We start from the raw sequence: 17,531 nt of genomic DNA, 5'->3' as shown, positions 1-17,531 counted from the left end.
GCTATGTCTTTACCTATCCATTCAAAACTTGAATATTTACGTGGACTTGTTTCTGTCTTGCCGGCAGATCCAGGGGTGTATCAGTTTTTTGATGAGAACGACCGTATTATATATGTAGGTAAAGCCAAAAATTTAAAGCGACGCGTGGCTTCCTATTTTAACAGAGAACCCGATAATGGCAAGACACGTGTTCTAGTTAAGAAGATTCAGGACATTAAGCACATCGTTGTTAATTCTGAGGAGGATGCCTTATTATTGGAGAATAATCTGATTAAGAAGTATCAACCTCGCTACAATGTTCTCCTGAAGGACGATAAAACATTCCCATGGATTGTCATACGCAATGAACCCTTTCCACGGGTTTACCAAACCCGGCAGTATATCAAAGATGGCAGTTTGTATTTTGGTCCCTATACTTCCGTCGTGATGGTGCGCGCGCTTATCGACCTGTTCAGGCATCTTTACCCGATTCGAACCTGCCGACTTCAACTCACCCAGGAAAATATTTCCAAGGGAAAATTCAAGCGCTGCCTGGAGTTTCACATTGGTAATTGCAAAGCCCCTTGTGAAGCGCTGCAAACGGAAGCCGAATATCAGGTTTATATCGATGAAATAAAGAGTATACTTAAAGGAAACATTCAGTCGGTTATTCGTTATCTCAAAGACTACATGATGGATCTGGCCCGGGATTATAAATACGAAGAAGCTGAAGAAATTAAACAAAGGATCAAGCTTCTTTCCGGATTTCAGAGTAAATCAACCATTGTCAATCCCAAAATTGACAATGTCGATGTCTTTTCCATCCTCAATGATGACAAATCGGCGTTTATAAATTTTTTAAAAGTACTGAATGGTGCCATCATTCAGGCGCATACCGTAGAATTGAAGAAACGGCTCAATGAATCAGAAAAGGAGCTACTTAGTTTAGCCATTGTTGACATACGGGAGCGCTTTCAGAGTAATGCGACAGAAATAATTGTTCCCTTTCTGCCGGAGGTTGCCTTAAATGGCGTAGATTTTACCATACCACAGATTGGCGATAAGAAGAAACTTCTGGAGTTATCGGAACGAAATGTGAAATACTACCGGCTGGAAAAACTGAAACAGGCCGCCAACCAGTTAAAAACCCCAAAGCATATTCAATTACTGGAAACCCTTCAAAAGGATTTGCGCCTCAATAAGTTACCGGTACACATTGAATGCTTTGACAATTCAAACATTCAGGGAGCCTATCCTGTGGCGGCCTGTGTTGTTTTTAAAAATGGCCGTCCGGCCAGGAAGGATTATCGGCACTTCAATATTAAAACCGTGGAGGGCGCCAATGATTTTGCTTCCATGGAGGAAGTGGTTTTTCGACGGTACCGTCGCTTGAAGGAGGAAGGTAGTTCACTACCACAATTGGTGATTATTGATGGGGGCAAGGGCCAATTGGGTTCTGCATGAATGCCATTCGCCAACTGGATTTGGTGGGTCAGATTGTCGTCATAGGCATTGCCAAACGTTTGGAAGAGATCTTTTATCCGGGAGATCCTGTTCCTCTTTATTTGGATAAAAACACTTCGTCCCTGAAAATAATTCAACATTTGCGCAATGAAGCCCACCGTTTTGGGATTTCTTTTCACAGAGATAAACGAAGCAAAGGAGCCCTGGTATCACAATTGACTTCCATTCCTGGCATCGGAGATAAAAGCATGGAGTCACTCATGCTTCAATTTAGGTCCTTATCCGGTATTAAGTCCGCCACCCTTGAGGAGTTGACGGGTGTTGTGGGTGCCGCGAGAGCTAAGGCCATTGTTGAATTTTTTTCAAAAGAAGAGACTCAGAAGTGACCTTTCAGAAAGATCCAGCTTTCCACGAATTTCTGACAAACTATTCAAGATTTCCTGTTTGTCGTGGTACTTCATATGGAGCAAGCGGTTTATGTGTATATTTAAATCCTTCTCGGGATGATTCGTTTTTAGAGATATTTCCGTCATTTTTCCTTTTTCTACCTTCATGCTAAGGGCAAATACGTAACCGGCCAATCGGCTTCTTTTATTGAATTCATAGCTGGGCCCGTAACGGTAATTCCAATCATTTTGATCGTATTTAGAGGACTGTAATTCATGAATATGATGCAGGTCTTCTTTAGTAAAGCTATAAGATACTAATTCCGGCCTTTCCTGTTTCATAGCCCCAACCAATTGTTCCAGAAATTTTTGGGCATCCCAATTTTGGAGAATCAGGGGCTTGAGATTAACCACCTCACTTCTAACCGATTTAACGGCCTTATCCTTGAATTTAAGCGGATCGTTTTTCAGGCAATCCGTCAGAGCTTCCAGGTCAGCATCAAAAAGCAGCGTGCCGTGGTGCATGACCCGGCGTTTGAAGACATGGCAGGCATTGCCCGATATCTTTTTGTAATCTACCAAAAGGTCATTTCTCTCTCCGTTTCGAACCGGTATACCCCAAGCGTTAAGCACGTTTACAATCGGCTCAGTAGCCTTTTTAAAATCCACCAGATTAGACTGTTCTCCATTTTTTATGAAGCAAAAATTTATATTGCCTTTGTCGTGGAAGACCGTTCCTCCTCCGGATAATCGGCGGTATAGCGGAATGTTGTTCTTTTCCAGATAAGGTAAATTTATTTCAGCCAGTGCATTTTGGTGCTTACCTATGATAACGGAGGGGGTATTGATATAAAAAAACTGAAAATCGTCAGACTTGTTTCTGAGCAAATATTCCTCTACCGCCAGGTTAAAGGAAGGCTCGTTACGCTCGCTTAGAATCGAATAGGTGGTTGGCATTAGTGTAAAGTGCTTGTAGTGAGATTGTTAAAATTTTATCTTTAATAGTTGTAACAGGGTCGTAGGGTTCATTTTTTCCTGAGTCACTTTCAGGTTGCTAAATAAAGTTATAGCTTTATAAATTGCTATTTTTAGCAGGAGTTTTTGATAATATTTGTATCTGATATTGACGATGGCGATCCATTTTTTTTAATTATGCGTGTTGTTATACAAAGAGTGAGCAGGGCCTCAGTGAAGACGGCCGAAGGACATTATCAATCTATCAACAAAGGATTGATGGTTTTGGTTGGCGTTGGACGTGAAGATACGGAAAGTGATGCCGATTGGTTGGCCGCTAAAATTACTTCCATGCGGATTTTTGATGACGAAGCGGGCGTTATGAATAACTCATTACAGGATGTTTCCGGAGAGCTTTTAGTGGTGAGTCAGTTCACGCTACATGCCAGAACCAAAAAAGGCAACCGGCCCTCCTATTTGGAGGCCGCACTTCCGGAAAAATCGGTACCTTTGTACGACTACTTTGTCCGCCAACTGAATGACCGGACTTCACATCCCGTGGCCACCGGTGTTTTTGGTGCACATATGGAGGTGGAGCTGGTTAATGACGGACCGGTTACCATTGTTATGGACACTCACCATAAAACGTAATGCTATGACCATTGAAGAAGCACAGATAAAGGTTGACGAATGGATAAAAACCTACGGCGTTCGCTATTTCAGTGAACTGACCAATACAGCGGTATTGATGGAAGAAGTCGGAGAATTGGCACGATTAATGGCCCGTCAGTATGGGGATCAATCCTTTAAGCAGGCGGAGAGCAAAAGCAGCCTGGGCGATGAAATGGCCGATGTGTTATGGGTTTTGTTATGTTTGGCCAATCAAACAGGAGTTAACCTCACAGAAGCCCTCGACAAAAATTTCGAGAAAAAGACCCAAAGAGATGCTACGCGACATCTGGATAATGATAAATTGAATAGATAATATATCCTATCAATTGGTGGTTAGATTATTAGGTCGTTAGGTATGAGCAAGTTCTTAATTATAAGCCCCTTACGCATACAGGCAGCAGAATCATAACTACTTGTAAATTAAGCAAATAAAAAAGTTTAACGAATTATCAAAATACTAAAAAAGAATGGAATCAACTCCTTTATTTGAACTCTTTGAAGCGGATTTTAATCGTTTACCGGCTTTCGATCTTCAAAACATTGTGCTTCCTGAAAAGAACGAAGCTTTGTTAAAGAAAATTTTTAATAGCATTGATTTAACCAGTTTAAATACAACGGATTGTAGCAACGGTATTGAGGATTTTTGCGAGAAGGTGGCCGACTTTCCCAAAAGCTTTCCCGACATGCCCAATGTGGCGGCGGTTTGTGTTTACCCGGTTTTTGCTCCATTCTTGCCAGTAAATTGAAAAATATTCCGGTGAACCGGGCCGTTGTTTCAGCTTCCTTTCCATCTGCGCAAACCTTCCTGGAAACCAAAGTTGAAGAAACGAAACGGGCGGTGTTTTTTGGTGCCAATGAGGTGGACATCGTGATCTCAGTGGGTGAATTTTTGGAAGGCAATTACGAATTTGTCGGCAATGAAATTACAACCATCAAAGCGGTGACAGGTAAAGCTCACTTGAAAGTTATTCTGGAAACAGGGGCACTCAAAGACAGCGCATCTATCTGGAAGGCTAGTCTCCTGGCCATGGAAGCGGGAGCTGATTTTATCAAGACCTCTACCGGAAAGCTGTCGCCGGCTGCCACACCCGAGGCTGCCTGGGTGATGACACATGCCATCAAGGCCTATGCCAAAAAGAAATCAAAAATGATTGGCTTTAAACCGGCCGGTGGCATAGCTACTGTTGAGGATGCCTTGTTATATTGGGCTATACAGGAGCAGGTATTGGGTGAAAAGTGGCTGAGTAATAACTATTTCCGGATTGGCGCCAGTCGTTTGGCCAATCAACTGCTGACCGAAATTGAAGCCATGAAGGGGAAGCAGGGGGACGTGAGCTATTTTTAAGCCTCCCGGTTGGAGGTTTGTACCTGCGCTTAAACCTTTCGGGAAGTGGTGAAATAGACCAATTCTTCCAGGGCCTGACGGGTTTCTGATTCCGGATAGCTTTTTAGGATATCCAGCGCTTTGTCGCGAAATTCGGTCATTTTTTGACGGGCGTATTCGATACCGCCCTTTTCCTTGACCATTTGTTGAATGGGGGCAATTTTGCGCTCAATTTTGTGGTGGCGTTTGATGGTTCTGAGAACTTTTCTTCGATCGCTGCCCGTCATTTGATCCAGTACATAAATGAGGGGAAGGGTTATTTTCTTCTCCTTCAGATCGTTACCCGTTGGCTTACCGGCCAGATTTGATTTTTCATAATCCAATAAATCATCCCGGATTTGAAAGGCCATGCCCAGGTAGGTTCCAAATTGTTGCATTTTATCCAGCTTTTCATCCGAGGCGTTGACCGAATAGGCGCCGGCTTTGGTGCAGGCAGCAATTAAAGTGGCTGTCTTCATGCGAATGACATCGTAATAGACTTCCTCTGTAATGTTTAATTGCCGGGATTTTTCAATTTGTAAGAGTTCCCCCTCGCTCATTTCCTTTACAGCATTGGAAACCACTTCCAAAACACCAATTTGCTTTGTTTGCAAGGCGCTTATCAGACCTACCGACAAAAAATAGTCCCCTACCAAAACCGCAATTTTTGATCGCCATAAGGCATTGATCGAAAAGAAACCTCTGCGCTGATAGGTTTCATCCACCACATCATCATGAATCAATGTGGCGGTATGCAACAATTCAATTAAACCGGCAGCGGTGTAGCTGGCCTCGGTAATTTCGCCATTGAGACGGGCCGACAGAAAGACCAGAATGGGGCGCATTTGTTTGCCCTTTCGCCGCAGCAGGTAATTGGTAATAATGGTTAATAGCGGGATTTTTGAATTGAGCTGCTTTTTAAAGTAGCGCTCAAATTCTTTCATCTCGGTGGCAATGGGAGCCTTTATTTTAGAGGATACACTCATCTTATTATGGATAATTCTTCAAAAATAGCAAATTGGAACTTAATTTGGCAGCTAAAGACTTGTTTATTTTTTCAATACGTCAATTAAACAATCTGAACTTTGGTATTCACTCATCGCTATTAATATATCTAAGTATTTAAATATTTTTACTGGTAACATATTTCATTAAGCAATTCTTACTATCTTTGCAAACAGAAAATTTGCGCTAATAGTTCAAAGTTTAGGCCGGATTGTGTAAAAGTTTTGAGCTTATAAACCGAAACCATCATGAAGCAGGTAATAAATGATATTAAAATCACCGATCTTCAGCCGGAAGTGCTGGAAAGAGCGGCCAGTATGTTAAAGGCCATCGCTCATCCCATGCGGATAGCCATCTTGTCCCACCTTGAAGATGGCAAGAAGTTAACGGTGACGGAGATCCATAACCTGTTAAAAATTGAACAGAGTACCACTTCTCATCATTTGGGTATTTTAAAGGACAAGGGGGTTTTGGCTTCTCAAAGGGAAGGCAAAAACACCTTTTACTTTTTAAAGCACGATAGTCTGCGCAACATTATTGATTGCGTCAGTAAGTGTTCGGTTGGATAAGAAGGCCAGGTCGGGTATAATTGGAAGTGAAAAGAAATGGCAAAAATAAGATTGACAAAGGAGTTTCGTTTTGAGATGGCGCACGCCTTGTACAACTACGACGGACTGTGTAAAAACATTCACGGGCATTCTTACATCCTGCAGGTGACGGTTATTGGTGAACCGGTGCCAGAGGATGAAAGTCCCAAATTGGGCATGGTCATGGATTTTGGTGATTTGAAAGCCATCGTTAACCGTGAAATTGTAAACGATCTGGATCACTCGGTGGTGGTCAGCCATAAAGTTTCGGCCGATTTGCTGAAGCAGATGGGGCAGATGACCGAGCGCTATTTCATCATGGACTATCAGCCCACTTGCGAGAACATGCTCATAGATTTTGCAGCCAGGCTGCAAAATGCCCTGCCGGAGCGGGTTGCGCTTTTTAGCTTAAAACTGCACGAAACAGCCAACTCTTTTGCCGAGTGGTATGCCTCCGATAACATCTAGTATTCAAAATGACCTTCCATCAGGTACTTTTTCGATCCACATTTGTACCACGTCCTTGATTTGTCCCAAAGAGGTGGGGTGCATATGGACGGTAAATCCTTCCTTCACCAGAATGGAACGCCAGCTATCTTCCTTCTCACCAGCCATATCGTTCAGCACATGATCACCGGCAATGGTCAGCAGGGGCATGAGCCAAACCGTATCGATACCTGCTTTCCTTAATTGGGGAATGACCTGTGCAATGGCCGGAAAGGCTCAATGGTCGCTACATAAATGGTCGCATCTGTATGGCGCAGATATTCCTGCAGGCCGGCGTAGGCAATGTTGGCCGGGTGACTGGTGCCATGGCCCATCAGTAACAGCGCTTCGCCCGGCTGCCGAAAAACTTTCGCATGGGCGTGCAGGATGTCACAAAGCCGCTGATAGTCGTTGTGATCCGACAGAAGCGGCTCTCCAACCGTTATTTTTTCAATGCTTTTGGGCAATCCCTCCAGGCCCCTGGCCGTTTTTAGAATGTCGTGGTATTCGTAACCATGAATAACGTGCAGCGACTGGATGCTGACTTCCTTGAAACCATCATCTGCCAATTGTGCTAGCGCAGCTGCCGGCGAAAGAATGTCCTTTCCCCGGCTTTTCCATTTTTTACGGACAAAGGCGGAAGTAAAGGCCCATCTGATTTCTCTGTCCGGAAATGCCTCGCTAAATTGTTGTCCCATGCTTTCGTAGGTCGCATAGGCTGCCGGAATGGTCGTTCCAAAAGCGGTTAGTAGCAAGGCCTTTGGATGGTTACGTGATGGTTTTGTATTCATTTCAGATTGTTTTTTTGGCCGGTGTTTTCTGATGAACCGTTGAAAAAAGCGGGTGGCCTGTTCTTTCATTGGTGGCAATGCCTAAAATTACATCTTTTGGGATGATTTTCGGCATCATTGGGATTATTTGCCGACTATTGCGTAGTTTTATGATTTTAAAATTGGACCCATGTCAGATACTAAGAAAACACTGTTTTTGTTGGATGCGTATGCTTTGATATTCAGAGCCTATTATGCATTTATACGCGCGCCGCGCATCAACTCCAAGGGATTGAATACTTCAGCGGCCTATGGTTTTGTCAATACGCTGCTCGACATCATTAACAATCAAAAACCCTCGCATTTGGCGGTGGTCATTGATTTTGCCGGACCAACCTTCCGCAATGAAATGTATGCCGAATATAAAGCCAACCGGGAGGCGACCCCTGAAGACATTAAGAAGGCTGTACCTTATATCCGTCAGATTCTGGAGGCGCTTAATATCCCCTTGTTGGAAGTATCCGGTTTTGAAGCCGACGACGTCATAGGCACTCTGGCCAAAATGGCCACCGGTAAAGGTTACGAGACTTACATGGTTACACCCGATAAGGACTTTGCACAACTTGTCAGTGAGGATGTTAAAATGTATAAGCCCAAGTCACGGGGCAATGAAGTAGAGATTCTGGGACCGGAAGAAGTCCGGGCCAAATACCAGGTGCCGGAACCCATCAATGTGATTGATGTGCTGGCACTTTGGGGTGATACGGCCGATAATATTCTGGGATGCCCCGGAATCGGTGAGAAACGCTCAAAAGACATCATCCAGAAATATGGGACCATTGATCAGGTGTATGAACACATTGAGGAATTTTCGGGCAAGCAAAAGGAAAATCTGCTCAACTATCGGGAACAGGTGGAACTGGCGCGTAAATTGGTGACCATTGAAACCGCCGTACCCCTGGAGGTTTCTATCGAAGATTTTGCGCGCCAGGAAGCGAATCTGGAAAAGTTACGTTCCATTTTGGATGAGCTGGAATTCCGCTCCATGTGGGAGCGCATTTCCGGAGATGGCCAGGCCAAACGCCCGCAACCGGCCCAGGGATCATTGTTCGGTGATGCCGAAGGACCTGCCGCCGAGTCGCAGGATTTACCTCAGGAAACCCTTCATACAATTGATGAAGTAAAACATGATTATTATTTGGTAGACAATGATATGGCAGTGGATTCATTGGCTGTTGAATTGTCCATGCAAGCCTCCTTCTGCTTCGATACGGAGACCACCGGCTTGGATGTACGCGACAGTGAACTGGTGGGTATTGCTTTTTCCTGGAAGGCCCATGAAGCCTACTATATGCCGCTTTCCGCCGATAAGGACAAGGCGGTTGAGCGACTCGCCAAACTAAAATCGATTTTTGAAGACGCCCAGATTTTAAAGATTGGTCAAAACCTCAAATTTGATGCCCTGATGCTGCGGCAATACGGGACGCAGTTGCAAGGCCCCTTCTTTGATACCATGGTGGCGCACCATTTGGTGCAACCCGGGTTACGGCATAACATGGATTATCTGTCGGAAGTCTATTTGAAATACCGGCCCGTCAGCATCGAAGCACTCATTGGCGCCAAAGGAAAGAAGCAGGGCAGCATGCGCGATGTGCCACTCGAAAAAGTCAAAGAATATGCCGGAGAAGATGCCGATATCACTTTTCAGCTCAAAGCTCATTTAGAAAAAGAGCTGAAATCTGAGAAGTTAACTTCTTTTTTTACAGAGGTTGAGATGCCGTTGTTAGAAGTGTTAATTGAAGTTGAATCAACCGGCGTCCGCATCGATGTGGAAGAGCTGAAGCGCTCGGGCCAAAGTCTTGAAAAGCGTCTGGAAAAACTGGAAGCTGAGATCATTGAGATGGCGGGTAAAACTTTCAATGTCAACAGTCCACGCCAGGTGGGTGAAATATTGTTCGACGAACTCAAAATTGACGCCAAAGCGGGGAAAACCAAATCGGGCCAGTACACGACCAATGAAGAAACCTTACAAAAGCTGAAGGACAAGCATCCGATTGTCCCCAGGATTTTGGAGCAGCGCGGGCTTAAAAAATTGTTGTCCACCTATGTAGATGCTTTACCTAAACTGGTAGATAAAAATACCAGTCGTCTGCACACCTCCTACAACCAGGCACAGGTGGTGACCGGACGGTTAAGCAGCAGTAATCCCAACCTGCAAAACATTCCCATACGTGATGACGAGGGAAAGGAGATCAGGAAGGCTTTTACGTCGACCGACGCGCAGCATGTCTTTCTCAGTGCCGATTATTCTCAGGTGGAATTGCGACTGATGGCCCATTTGAGTGAGGACGAAGATATGGTGCTGCCTTCAACCGGGGAGAAGATATCCATTCCGCCACGGCTGCCAAGATTTTTAAAGTAGCACTGGAGGAGGTGACTTCGGAAATGCGGCGAAAAGCCAAGACCGCGAATTTCGGCATTATTTACGGCATTTCCGCCTTTGGTCTTTCAGAGCGACTCAATATCCCACGCAGCGAGTCCAAGGCCATTATTGATGGCTATTTTGATAATTTTGCCGGTGTAAAGCGTTACATGGATGAATGCATCCGCCTGGCCCGGGAGGAAGGTTCCGTCCAGACCCTCTTTGGTCGCAAGCGTTACCTGCCCGATATCAACTCGCGCAACGCGGTGGTGCGCGGCATGGCCGAGCGCAACGCCATCAATGCGCCCATTCAGGGAACTGCAGCCGACATCATTAAAAAAGCCATGGTGGATATTCAGCGACAATTAAAGCAAGGCGGCTTTCAAACGCAGATGATTCTTCAGGTACATGATGAATTGAACTTTGACGTGCCGAAGGAAGAGCTGCCGGCGGTCAAAAAGCTGGTCAAAGAAGCCATGGAGTCCGCCTGTCAGCTTAAGGTGCCGCTGGTGGTGGATATGGGCGAAGGCCGCAACTGGCTGGAGGCCCATTAAGGGCTTGGTTTTTTTAAAACAGAAAAGGGAAAATATGGAGGATGCTAATTCAATGACTTACAGTACGCTGGAGAAGGGATATGATTTTTTTATTTCGGACAAGTGGAGAAAGAAATACCATTTCAAGATTTTTTCCTTTCCGATTCCTTGCGGCTGGCTTTCCGAGGCCATTGAGGTATTAAAGGACAATCCGGTCTTTGAGCGCCGGATGTTTCAAATTATATCTGATTTCGATGCGGATATTGAAAAATCTGAATTGCAATTAAAGGCCAGAATAAAGAGGGGCATCAACAAGCGTTACCTGATTAGTAATCCGGATGGTCGTTTAGCGATAGGTGAGGATGGTAAAGTCGCCGGGAGGATATTATGGGATCAAGAGGTCCCCGGCTCAGAATTTCAAAGATATTTTGAAATGGATGGTAAGAAAATTACGGCAGAAGAATTTATTGAATTGTTTTCATCCTTTGAAGGTTGGAATTTTAGATTACAGATGTTGGACCCTTCCGAAGATTTAGATGGATGATGCGTCATTTGCCTATTTAGGATTGGCTTTCGGTTTTTTGCCTGGGCTGATTTTAGCGGCCAGGGTGGAGACGACGTAGCCGACGACGGCGGCATCGTCGATGAGGCCCGCAAAGGGGAAGGCGTCGGGAATCAGGTCAATGGGCATGACGACATACAGGAGGGCGGCAATGGGCCCTGCTTTTTGGGCAAAGGCGATGTCCTTATCGTTGGCCACCGCCCACAAGTCGCTTACCTTGCCCCAGATGTTGGCCAAAGGGCCTTTCTTTTTGTAGCGCAGGACCTTCCTGATCTTATCCACGTCTTCTGCCTTAACCTGAGCCTTTACCCGGTTAAAATAGGCAATGGCGTCTCTTCTCATTTTGGCCGACCGGCTTAGGGATGTTTTTGAATGAATGGTTGCCATAATTTTTCGGGATGTGTTTTGAGCACCTTTTTACGCTACAATTTTTGTGCCGGTGATCGTTATGTAATAATTCGAGACCGCTCGCCTTGTTTCATTGGAATTGAACCTATTTGACATGCTAAAGTTCACCAAGCAACATCAGGCCTATATGGGCCTTATTGTATTCACTGTTATTGTTGGCTTATCTTTCCTTTTCGTGAAGATTGGATTAAGGTATGCTGATCCGATGGATTTACTGGCACATCGATTTTCTGCTGCAGCTGTGGCCATAGTGCCGTTATGGATTTTTGGAAGGGTTAAATTTCCACCCTTTAACTGGAGAAAAGTCAAATGGATGCTTCTGCTTTCCCTATTCTATCCCTTGCTGTTTTTTGCCTTACAAACCTTTGGTTTGCAGCATAGTTCTGCTTCTGAAGCAGGGATTATTTTTGCCACCACCCCCATTGTTACCTTGCTGGCAGCCGGATTTTTTCTTAAAGAGAAAACCACATGGTTACAGAAATTGGGCATATCCATGACCCTTGCGGGGATATTGTACATCATTTTTTATGCCGGAGGTGGCGCCGGAGAGACTTCTTTAAAGGGGGTCATACTGTTGCTGTTGTCGATACTTTCATTGGTGGTGTATTATGTTTTGGGAAAGGTCGTCAGTGCCCATTTCTCCGCCATGGAAATTACCCTGTGGATGACGATACTGGCGTTCCTGGTCTTCAATGCTTACAGCCTCGTATCGCATATGCAAAACCAAACTTTAGGTCTTTTTTTTAATTCCCTGGTTCATATGGAGTTTCTCTGGTCTGTGTTGTATTTGGGCGTATTGTCCTCCCTGTTGACCGCCTTTCTTACTAACTTTGCTTTAACACAGGTCCCAGCCTCACAAATAGCCGTATTTAATAATCTGAGTCCGCTGATTGCTATTGCCGCTGGCGTTTTCATTCTCGAAGAAACCCTTTTTACTTACCATGTTGTTGGGGGACTATTGGTTTTATCCGGCGTGGCCTTAACCGTCTTTTTTAAGGCGGCTGACCCTAAATGATATCAGATTTTCAAAACAATAAATATTTAGACAATGGATGGCTTATTGATATTATTGGGCATTGTTTTACTGCTGGCAGGTTTAGTGGGCTGTGTACTCCCGGTCTTGCCGGGACCGCCGTTGAGTTTTTTGGCTTTGCTGATGCTTCATTGGACACACTGGGGCGATTTTAGTGCCCGTTTTTTATGGGTTGCCGCGGCGGCTGCTGTGGTCGTAACGCTACTCGATTATGTGGTGCCGATTTGGGGTACGAAACAATTCGGCGGGACCAGGGGGGGTGTTTGGGGGGCTTCCATTGGCTTGGTGGTGGGCTTGTTTGTTGGTCCGGCAGGCATCATTCTTGGCCCCTTTTTAGGGGCCTTTCTGGGCGAACTGACTGGTCACGCCGATTCCCATAAGGCATTTAAAGCGGCCATAGGATCGTTCATCGGACTCCTGACCGGGGTGGTTCTGAAGCTGATCGTTTCCGGTGTTTTTACCTGGTATTTTTTTAAGGAGTGGTGGTGGTAAGATCATCAAAATGACTGCTTATTTTAATTGTTTGCCTTTGTGGGTATAATCGATTATATTAAGATTTTATGGAAAGCGATGCAACGTTTCCCCCTGTTTAGGTGTTGTATTAACAGGTCTGCCTGTTTCGCAGGATAAAATGGAAAGAGGCCCGTAGATAAAGATTAAACGATATGAAACGCCCATGAGAGAAATCTTCTCACAAAGGTGCATGATTATCCCGGCGAGTTCCATATGGCAACTGAAAATCAAATGATAAACCTATGAAAAGACTTTTTACACTGCCCTTTATTTTGGTGATGGTGTTGTCCGGTTGTGGTTCCGACATTGAAACCATCAGTGTCCAACGCACCGGCATTTTCACCTTTCAGGTGGAAGGGGAAGATGAGATCTGGCGAAGCACCCGTTTTAATTTTTATCCCGGACAGTCGGTGGTCAGGGAGTTCACCGATGAAACGACGGTGAGTGTGCTGTTCAGAAGGTATTATCTGGTCTTTGAAGGAAGTTCCCCGCAGGGCGATGATTTTGAATTATCGGTTACGCTTGATATTGGGGATGAGCAGGATATGCGCCATGTTTACACCAAGGAATACCATCGGCGCAAAGGAGGTTTGCATCAGATGTCGATGATATTGACCGAATCGTCTGGTTCGGAAAAGGTTTATAGAATGGCAGAACTATGCCCGGAAGGGGCAGATGATGCCTTTTTTGAGATTGATCGACAGAATACCGAGGAAGAGCTGATTGCCGGAACGCTGGCCGCCAGCCTTTGTTTTGAGGATGCTGAAACAGGTCAGCTACAATTGATGAATGCGCAGTTTAAAGACATTGAATACTAATAACTTTGATTCCATGCAAAAAATTTACTTGTTGATATTTATGGTCCTGTTGGTCGGATCCACGCCGGTTACTTATAGCCAGTCCAGCGCCGTACCAGCTGCCGCTTTTGACGTGATGGTATTGAATAATGGAGAAATCATTTACGGCAAAGTGGTGGAGGTGGGTCAGCATCTGGTTCGCTACAAGCGAACCGACATTCCGGATGGACCCATTTATGAACTCCTAAAAAGTGACATCTATGCCATCAGCTACCGCAATCAGTTGACCGAGTATATGGAAGCGCCAGCCAGTGGACCCCTTGGACTTCGGAAGGGTAACTATATCGATGATACAGGGATTTTGAGGGATTCGGTCGACGGAACATGGTATGCGGCGGTACGGAAGGGTGAAATACGATTGGGATTCGGGTTTATCAGAAACTTTTCACGGGTCAAAGAGGTGGATGAATACCAAAGTGAATTTACCTTTCCTTCCGTGCACTTTTCATATTTGTTCCCGGTCGGTCCAAACATGGATTTAGGACTGGCCATGGGGTTCGCCGGCTTTGAGTATGCCGATAAGAGTTTCAGTGAATATGATCAGTTGATGACGGACCGAAGCATCCATGAGTCCTTGTTTTCAATAGCCGTTGTTGGAAAATACGGAATTGATATGGAACTGATCAGACCCTATTTCTTAACGGGCGTTTCGTTTACCAATTCCAGCGTTAGAACAGAAGGCTCAGTTACCTTTACGGATGATGAACGTTCCATTCTGGTTCGGGGAGGCTCTCGCAGCGGTCAATTTGGCGTACCCATACGGGGCGGTGTGGATGTGCGGATAACAGAGGCCTTCAGTGCTTTTATTGAGGTGGGCACAGGGCTCTCTTTAATGCAGGTAGGTGGTGTTTTTAAAATAGGCAAATAATGAAAACAAATAAAAAAATAATGCTGGTCGGATGGTTTTTGATGACGGGGGCTTTTGTTTTTGCCCAAAATCAGGAACCTGCTCCGACGCCGGCAAAAAGTGGCATCGTTTTACATCTGGGACCCTCGGTTAATTATTTCCAGGGCCAGCAGTCGGGCAGTTATCAAGAGTTCGAAAGAAAGCGCATTAATTTTCAATTAAATGCTTTTTTGGGCTATCTCTCACCCAGAGGCGGAGCCAGCAATTCCATAGGTGTTTTTGGAACGGCTGGTTACACCAATGAGTATACTCTGGATGAAATCCTTTCCATCCAGGATATCGATGTCATCAATTTGGAAAGCAGCAGCTACAATACTTTTTATCAGATTGAAGGTGGGATGATTATTTCCAATGCTTTACGACTGAGCACGGGCGTTGGGTCACAGGATTACAGTACGGCACTCAGCGACGAAAGTCTGGATTATTTATCCTCGACGGCCGGATTAATGATCAATTTTGGTAATGTGATGTGGAGTCTGGATGCCAATATCAATTATGGCTGGGATTATACCCATACCACCCTGAAATTTTCCACCGGTTTGATTCTGGTTTTTTAAACTGAGAAACTCCCCATCTGGTTCTTTGTAAAACCCGGATGACTCCGGACTTCCTTACCGTTTTAAGCTGTTTTGCTTCTTATAGAGATGGTTGATGGAGGGCTTGGAGGAAGTATTACATGTAAGAATGACAGCATAAAAAAGGCAGGATGCATCCTGCCTTTTTTATGCTGTCATTCCTCTGTCCATCCTCTGAAAAGGAAGCTGTTGGAAGGTGTAAATAAATGGTATGAACCGTTTCTGCTCCTTTAATTATATCTTCTGTCGCCGGCATGGGTCAAAACCGTTCCGTTTAGCATGCCGTAATATTCGGCTTCATTACCCAAGGTCTCCACCGCGGTGTCAATTTCCTCATCAAAGCGCAGGTTGTAAAGAATGGCGCCCCGCTGGTAATAGTAGCGTCGAACCAATTCCATGGCCAGTAATTCGCTGACTTCGTCTTTGGCAAGGGTCAGGGAACGGCTAACATTGGGTTTTAATACTTCCTCTAATTCCGAGAAAGATTCTTCTCCCAACTCGTAATAGGCTTCTTTTTCGGCCGCCTCTTTGAGTTTCTGAAACAAGTCATTGGATTCTGAATCATATTTAAAATCTTCAAGTTGATCCACATAGGCCACGAAGTCGTTGTATAACTCATCGCTGATTTCAAAATTTTCCGGTGAGGCAATAGAAGGCGTTTTGGCCGCAAATTGCGTGGCAAAGTCGAATATGGTTTGTTGCATCATCAGGGCAATGGTGATGTTGGAAAACTTGTTGGGTTCAATGGTCACATCCGGTGATATGCCACCACCATCGAGCACCAATCGGCCCCCTTTGGTGTGAAATTCCTTCATCAGGGAGTCGGGAATCATGGCCACACTGCCGTCATCGTTGCGCTTGGCGTAGTCTACCGCCTGAATACAGCGCCCACTGGGGATGTAGTATTTGGCTGTGGTCACTTTGAGGCTGGAGTTGTAGGCCAGACTGCGGGTGGTTTGCACCAGGCCTTTGCCAAAAGAGCGCTGACCCAAAATAATGGCCCGGTCATGGTCCTGCAGCGCACCGGCCACAATTTCGGAGGCGGAAGCGGAACCGCGACTGATGAGCACGGCCAAAGGCATGATGGTATCAATGGGTTCGCGCGGCGCACGGTAGGTTTTGTCCCATTGCGATACTTTACCACGGGTGCTGACCACTTCGCTGCTACGGGGTAAAAAGAGATTGGCGATTTTAACGGACTCATCCATCAATCCGCCCGGATTTCCACGCAAATCGAGCACCAGGTGCTCATGTTTTTATTCTGCTTTAAATCGTTGTAGGCTTTCTCAACTTCCCGGGAAGCGTTCTGGGTAAAATTGTTGAGAATGATGAGGCCGGTATTTTCGTTGATCATGCCGTAATAGGGCACGGGATTGATTTGAATCACGCGTCGCTCAATGGTAATTTCCAGCTCTTCATCGATACCCGGACGCTGAACCAATACCTTGACTTCTGTTCCGGCGGCACCCTTTAGTTTTTCACTCACATCGGGCGTTTCCACTTTTTCCATGGAAATACCATCGATTTTCAAAATCCGGTCACCCGCCTTTAAGCCCGATTCCTGGGCAGGCATCCCTTCGTAGGTTCAGAGATCACCACATAGTCGCCTCTTTTGGTAATCAGCGCTCCAATGCCGGCATATTCGCCTGTGGTCATAAAGCGGAAATCCGCCATTTCCTCCTCCGGAATGAAGGTGGTGTAGGGATCCAGCGTTTCCAACATGGCATCAATGCCGGTTTTTATCAATTTCTCCGGGTCTGTTTCATCGACGTAATAGCTGTTCAACTCGCGAAACAAAGAGTAAAAAATATCCAGGTTTTTAACGATTTCAAAATTACGCCGGTCGGTATTCGCCGCCACAAAACTTACCGAAACTATCACACTGACCAGGATGGCAATCATCCATCCTTTAGGTGTTAATCCTCTTCTTTTTGCCATTTGATTTAATTTTTATGTCTTTAACGAAGCATTTTAGTGTTGGTCAAATATTGTTCCATTTACGCTTGGGTCCATCTGAGGGAAATACAAATTTAAGATTAATTGTCAATTAATGTC

The 17,531-nt window shown here is 45.2% G+C and carries 19 protein-coding genes and 3 pseudogenes; 15 read left to right on the top strand and 7 right to left on the bottom strand.

Annotated features, from left to right (window positions below; translation table 11 throughout):
• Positions 1-3: 3 nt before the first annotated feature.
• Positions 4-1,553 (top strand): annotated as a pseudogene (gene uvrC / locus JCM15548_RS15270) (excinuclease ABC subunit UvrC); the annotation flags it as partial.
• Positions 1,554-1,691: 138 nt separating this feature from the next.
• Positions 1,692-1,829, top strand: a complete 138-nt coding sequence (locus tag JCM15548_RS26415; protein WP_369403711.1) for a helix-hairpin-helix domain-containing protein — start codon at positions 1,692-1,694, stop codon at positions 1,827-1,829.
• Here JCM15548_RS26415 and lplA read toward each other — a convergent pair.
• The gene (lplA, locus tag JCM15548_RS15265; RefSeq protein WP_062127250.1) at positions 1,806-2,786 is read right to left on the bottom strand and encodes a lipoate--protein ligase; all 981 of its coding nucleotides are present in this window, start codon (positions 2,784-2,786) and stop codon (positions 1,806-1,808) included. The genes JCM15548_RS26415 and lplA overlap by 24 nt on opposite strands.
• Before the next feature lie 195 nt (positions 2,787-2,981).
• On the opposite strand from lplA, the gene dtd reads away from it, so the two are divergent.
• The 4 genes from dtd (at position 2,982) to deoC (ending at position 4,800) form a co-directional block, all read left to right on the top strand.
• Positions 2,982-3,434: a D-aminoacyl-tRNA deacylase gene (gene dtd, locus JCM15548_RS15260; RefSeq protein ID WP_062127301.1), complete on the top strand. Its 453-nt coding sequence runs from the start codon at positions 2,982-2,984 to the stop codon at positions 3,432-3,434.
• A gap of 4 nt (positions 3,435-3,438) precedes the next feature.
• A complete protein-coding gene (locus JCM15548_RS15255; RefSeq protein ID WP_062127247.1) occupies positions 3,439-3,768 on the top strand; it encodes a nucleotide pyrophosphohydrolase in 330 nt (109 codons plus the stop codon).
• 154 nt (positions 3,769-3,922) lie between these two features.
• Positions 3,923-4,201 carry a hypothetical protein gene (locus tag JCM15548_RS24390; protein WP_227625909.1) on the top strand — a complete coding sequence of 93 codons (279 nt, stop codon included), beginning with the start codon at positions 3,923-3,925 and terminating at the stop codon, positions 4,199-4,201.
• Positions 4,198-4,800, top strand: coding sequence for a deoxyribose-phosphate aldolase (gene deoC, locus JCM15548_RS15250; protein ID WP_262487090.1), 603 nt, complete (start codon positions 4,198-4,200; stop codon positions 4,798-4,800). Before JCM15548_RS24390 ends, deoC begins: the two co-directional genes overlap by 4 nt.
• A gap of 29 nt (positions 4,801-4,829) precedes the next feature.
• On the opposite strand, the gene JCM15548_RS15245 is transcribed toward deoC, so the two are convergent.
• Positions 4,830-5,804 carry a polyprenyl synthetase family protein gene (locus JCM15548_RS15245; protein ID WP_062127244.1) on the bottom strand — a complete coding sequence of 325 codons (975 nt, stop codon included), beginning with the start codon at positions 5,802-5,804 and terminating at the stop codon, positions 4,830-4,832.
• Between the two features lie 267 nt (positions 5,805-6,071).
• On the opposite strand from JCM15548_RS15245, the gene JCM15548_RS15240 reads away from it, so the two are divergent.
• Both JCM15548_RS15240 and JCM15548_RS15235 read left to right on the top strand, forming a co-directional pair.
• A complete protein-coding gene (locus tag JCM15548_RS15240; protein WP_062127241.1) occupies positions 6,072-6,392 on the top strand; it encodes an ArsR/SmtB family transcription factor in 321 nt (106 codons plus the stop codon).
• Between the two features lie 36 nt (positions 6,393-6,428).
• Positions 6,429-6,878, top strand: a complete 450-nt coding sequence (locus JCM15548_RS15235) for a 6-pyruvoyl trahydropterin synthase family protein (protein ID WP_062127238.1) — start codon at positions 6,429-6,431, stop codon at positions 6,876-6,878.
• A 3-nt stretch (positions 6,879-6,881) separates the two neighbouring features.
• On the opposite strand, the pseudogene JCM15548_RS15225 reads toward JCM15548_RS15235, so the two are convergent.
• Positions 6,882-7,687 (bottom strand): annotated as a pseudogene (locus JCM15548_RS15225) (sirohydrochlorin cobaltochelatase).
• Between the two features lie 169 nt (positions 7,688-7,856).
• Here JCM15548_RS15225 and polA point away from each other — a divergent pair.
• Both polA and JCM15548_RS15215 read left to right on the top strand, forming a co-directional pair.
• Positions 7,857-10,642: pseudogene (polA, locus tag JCM15548_RS15220) on the top strand (DNA polymerase I).
• A 34-nt stretch (positions 10,643-10,676) separates the two neighbouring features.
• Positions 10,677-11,165: a DUF7713 domain-containing protein gene (locus tag JCM15548_RS15215; RefSeq protein ID WP_062127230.1), complete on the top strand. Its 489-nt coding sequence runs from the start codon at positions 10,677-10,679 to the stop codon at positions 11,163-11,165.
• 12 nt (positions 11,166-11,177) lie between these two features.
• Here the strand turns inward: JCM15548_RS15215 and JCM15548_RS15210 are convergent, their stop codons facing one another.
• A complete protein-coding gene (locus JCM15548_RS15210) occupies positions 11,178-11,570 on the bottom strand; it encodes a YkvA family protein (protein ID WP_062127227.1) in 393 nt (130 codons plus the stop codon).
• Positions 11,571-11,685: 115 nt separating this feature from the next.
• Here JCM15548_RS15210 and JCM15548_RS15205 point away from each other — a divergent pair, with 115 nt between their 5' ends.
• The 5 genes from JCM15548_RS15205 (at position 11,686) to JCM15548_RS15185 (ending at position 15,458) form a co-directional block, all read left to right on the top strand.
• Positions 11,686-12,606 (top strand): DMT family transporter, encoded by a 921-nt coding sequence (locus JCM15548_RS15205; RefSeq protein WP_157482811.1) that lies wholly within the window; start codon positions 11,686-11,688, stop codon positions 12,604-12,606.
• A gap of 33 nt (positions 12,607-12,639) precedes the next feature.
• Positions 12,640-13,116: a DUF456 domain-containing protein gene (locus JCM15548_RS15200; protein ID WP_062127221.1), complete on the top strand. Its 477-nt coding sequence runs from the start codon at positions 12,640-12,642 to the stop codon at positions 13,114-13,116.
• A 263-nt stretch (positions 13,117-13,379) separates the two neighbouring features.
• Positions 13,380-13,955: a hypothetical protein gene (locus JCM15548_RS15195; RefSeq protein ID WP_062127218.1), complete on the top strand. Its 576-nt coding sequence runs from the start codon at positions 13,380-13,382 to the stop codon at positions 13,953-13,955.
• A 13-nt stretch (positions 13,956-13,968) separates the two neighbouring features.
• Entirely contained in the window at positions 13,969-14,862 is an 894-nt protein-coding gene (locus JCM15548_RS15190) for a hypothetical protein (RefSeq protein ID WP_157482809.1), read from the top strand.
• Positions 14,862-15,458 (top strand): hypothetical protein, encoded by a 597-nt coding sequence (locus JCM15548_RS15185; protein ID WP_062127212.1) that lies wholly within the window; start codon positions 14,862-14,864, stop codon positions 15,456-15,458. The genes JCM15548_RS15190 and JCM15548_RS15185 overlap by 1 nt, the downstream gene beginning before the upstream one ends.
• Positions 15,459-15,706: 248 nt before the next feature.
• On the opposite strand, the gene JCM15548_RS24385 is transcribed toward JCM15548_RS15185, so the two are convergent.
• The 3 genes from JCM15548_RS24385 to JCM15548_RS24375 are packed head-to-tail and all read right to left on the bottom strand — an operon-like array spanning position 15,707 to position 17,414.
• Positions 15,707-16,717, bottom strand: coding sequence for a S41 family peptidase (locus JCM15548_RS24385; RefSeq protein WP_227625907.1), 1,011 nt, complete (start codon positions 16,715-16,717; stop codon positions 15,707-15,709).
• Complete coding sequence (locus tag JCM15548_RS24380) at positions 16,684-17,049, bottom strand: S41 family peptidase (RefSeq protein WP_227625906.1); 366 nt, start codon at positions 17,047-17,049, stop codon at positions 16,684-16,686. The genes JCM15548_RS24385 and JCM15548_RS24380 overlap by 34 nt, the downstream gene beginning before the upstream one ends.
• A complete protein-coding gene (locus JCM15548_RS24375; RefSeq protein WP_227625905.1) occupies positions 17,025-17,414 on the bottom strand; it encodes a S41 family peptidase in 390 nt (129 codons plus the stop codon). Before JCM15548_RS24375 ends, JCM15548_RS24380 begins: the two co-directional genes overlap by 25 nt.
• Between the last annotated feature and the right edge of the window lie 117 nt (positions 17,415-17,531).

The organism is Geofilum rubicundum JCM 15548, from assembly GCF_000974365.1.
In the GTDB taxonomy this organism is placed as follows: Bacteria; Bacteroidota; Bacteroidia; order Bacteroidales; family Marinilabiliaceae; genus Geofilum; species Geofilum rubicundum.
The sequence above is the reverse complement of the archived record's forward strand: the minus strand, read 5'-3'. Positions and strand labels throughout refer to the sequence as shown.